This window comes from Sulfitobacter sp. HI0129 (assembly GCF_001635395.1).
Taxonomy (GTDB): domain Bacteria; phylum Pseudomonadota; class Alphaproteobacteria; order Rhodobacterales; family Rhodobacteraceae; genus Sulfitobacter.
Map to the genome: position 1 here is coordinate 1 of NZ_LWGH01000666.1, position 2068 is coordinate 2068.

The following is a 2068-nucleotide window of genomic DNA, read 5'->3' on the forward strand; positions in this document are numbered from 1 at the left end:
CGCCCGGAGGCCAGCGCCTCCGTCATCGTTCGGTCGCGGGCCAATACATCCATGTCACGGGCGCAGGCGCAGTCGGTTCGCGCGCTCGTCGCTTCCGCTGTTGCCGATCTCGAACCGCAAAAGGTCACGGTGTTGTCCTCCAACGGGGATACGATCCTTGCCGAAGAGGATGCGACCGGCTCCGACTTCTCGCTTCAGGGCCAGCGCACCGCCATCGAGGAACAGATGGCCAAGAAGGTGGAGGCGATCCTCAACGCCCGCGTGGGCCCCGGCAACAGCCGCGTCCGCGTCAGCGTGGACCTGACGACGGAGCGCGAAATCCGCGTCTCCCGCAGTTTCGATCCCGAACAGCAGGTCGCCCGCTCCATCGAAACACGCGCGCGCAACTCCAATGAAACCGATCCCGCGAATGCCGCGGTGGACGCGGGCAACAACATCCCCGATGCCCTGCGCGAAGAAGGCGACGGCGCGGCGGGCACCTCCTCCCGCTCTGAAAACGACGAGATCATCAATTACGAAATCGGATCGGTCGAAAGCGAGTTGATCCGCGAACCGGGCGATATCGAACGGGTGTCGGTGGCGGTTCTGGTCAACGGCAGCTACGGCACCCGGCCCGATGGCACCGAAGGATATATCGAACGCTCCGAAGAAGAGATGCGGCGCCTGACCCAGCTTGTCAGCACCGTGATCGGCTTTGACGAAAGCCGCGGCGATCAGGTCCAGGTGGACAGCCTGCGCTTTCAGGATTTCGACGCTGAACTGGGCGGCCCGGTGGGCCGTACCCTGAGCGGCGTGCTGGCCGACAACGCCATGTCCATCCTGCGCGCGATCTTCGGCCTCGCCATGCTGGCGATCATCCTGATGCTGGGCGCGCGCCCCCTGCGCATGGTGCTGGACGCGGCACTGCCCGCGCCGATGGACACCCCCGCGCTCGCCGGGGCCGGGGCCGCGGGTGGCGAAATCGCGGGCGGAGAGGCGGGCCGCGCCATGCTACCCGGCCCGCAGGCCGGGCAGAAGGCCCTGGGCAACGATGCGCGTCACATGGAACTTCCCGTCGGGCGGAGCACCGGTTCGGCGCTCGTGCTCGCGGATCACGAAGACGCCCCGCACGAGATGGTTCAACTCGCCGCCGTCGACGGCCAGTTGCGGCGCAGTCAGATACACTCGGTCGCGGAACTGGTGCAGAACCACGCCGATGACGCGCTGCGCGTGCTCGGCCACTGGCTGGCGGAAAAGGAAACCGAATGATCTCCTCGCTGAACCTGCGCAACCTCGATGAAGAGGGCGAAGACTGCACGCCGGGCGCGGCCCGCAAGGGCGAGCATTTCACCAAGGATGAGCTTGAAGCCAAGGTGAAGAAGGCCCGCGAGGAAGGGCGTATCGCAGGCTATCTCGCCGGGGCGGAGGACGGCCGCAACGAAGCACGGGACACGGCGCTGGCCGCACAGGCCGAAACGGCGGATATGCTGGCGAAGGAACTCGCCCGCCTCGCGGTCGCGGCCCAAGAACATCGCGCCGCGCTGATCGCTCAGGTGGTGGGGTTCACGCTCCAGACCTGCGAAGTCGTCTTTCCCGAACTGATCGACAGGTTCTCGAAGGTGCGGGTGAAGAAGATGGTGGGCCAGTCACTCAAGATGGCCATCGGCTCCATCCGCATCCGCATCCGGCTGTCGCCCGCCACGATGGCGGCGCTCGAAGACGAATTGCGCCAGCGCGCGGCCTATTACAAATGCGACGGGGCGCTCGACCTTGCCGCCGACGAAACGATGCATGACGGCGAAGCCCGGATGGAATGGGACCACGGGCGGCTCGATTATGGGTTCGAACAGATCTGCAACCGGCTGCTGGCCGAGTTGCGGCAGACCAGCGAAAAGGCGCAGGGCGCCCGGAAGGAGATAGGTGGACATGGACAAGTCTGATCCGCAGGACAGGGAAGCGAAAGCCTCCGCCGATACCGCGAAAACCCCCGAAGAGACGGGGACCGAGGAGGCAGCGGCCCCCGCCGCATCCGAACGCACCGCCGCCGAGGCGGTGGCGCGGAATGTTTTTCCGCAACTCGATACCGAGG

Annotated in this window: 2 protein-coding genes; both read left to right on the forward strand. The window is 66.2% G+C overall.

Annotated features, from left to right (window positions below):
• A partial coding sequence (locus A3764_RS17065) for a flagellar M-ring protein FliF C-terminal domain-containing protein (RefSeq protein WP_067951813.1) occupies positions 1-1248 on the forward strand: 1248 nt, incomplete at its 5' end.
• Entirely contained in the window at positions 1245-1919 is a 675-nt protein-coding gene (locus A3764_RS17070; protein ID WP_067925829.1) for a FliH/SctL family protein, read from the forward strand. The genes A3764_RS17065 and A3764_RS17070, both read left to right, overlap by 4 nt.
• The last annotated feature ends 149 nt before the right edge of the window (positions 1920-2068 follow it).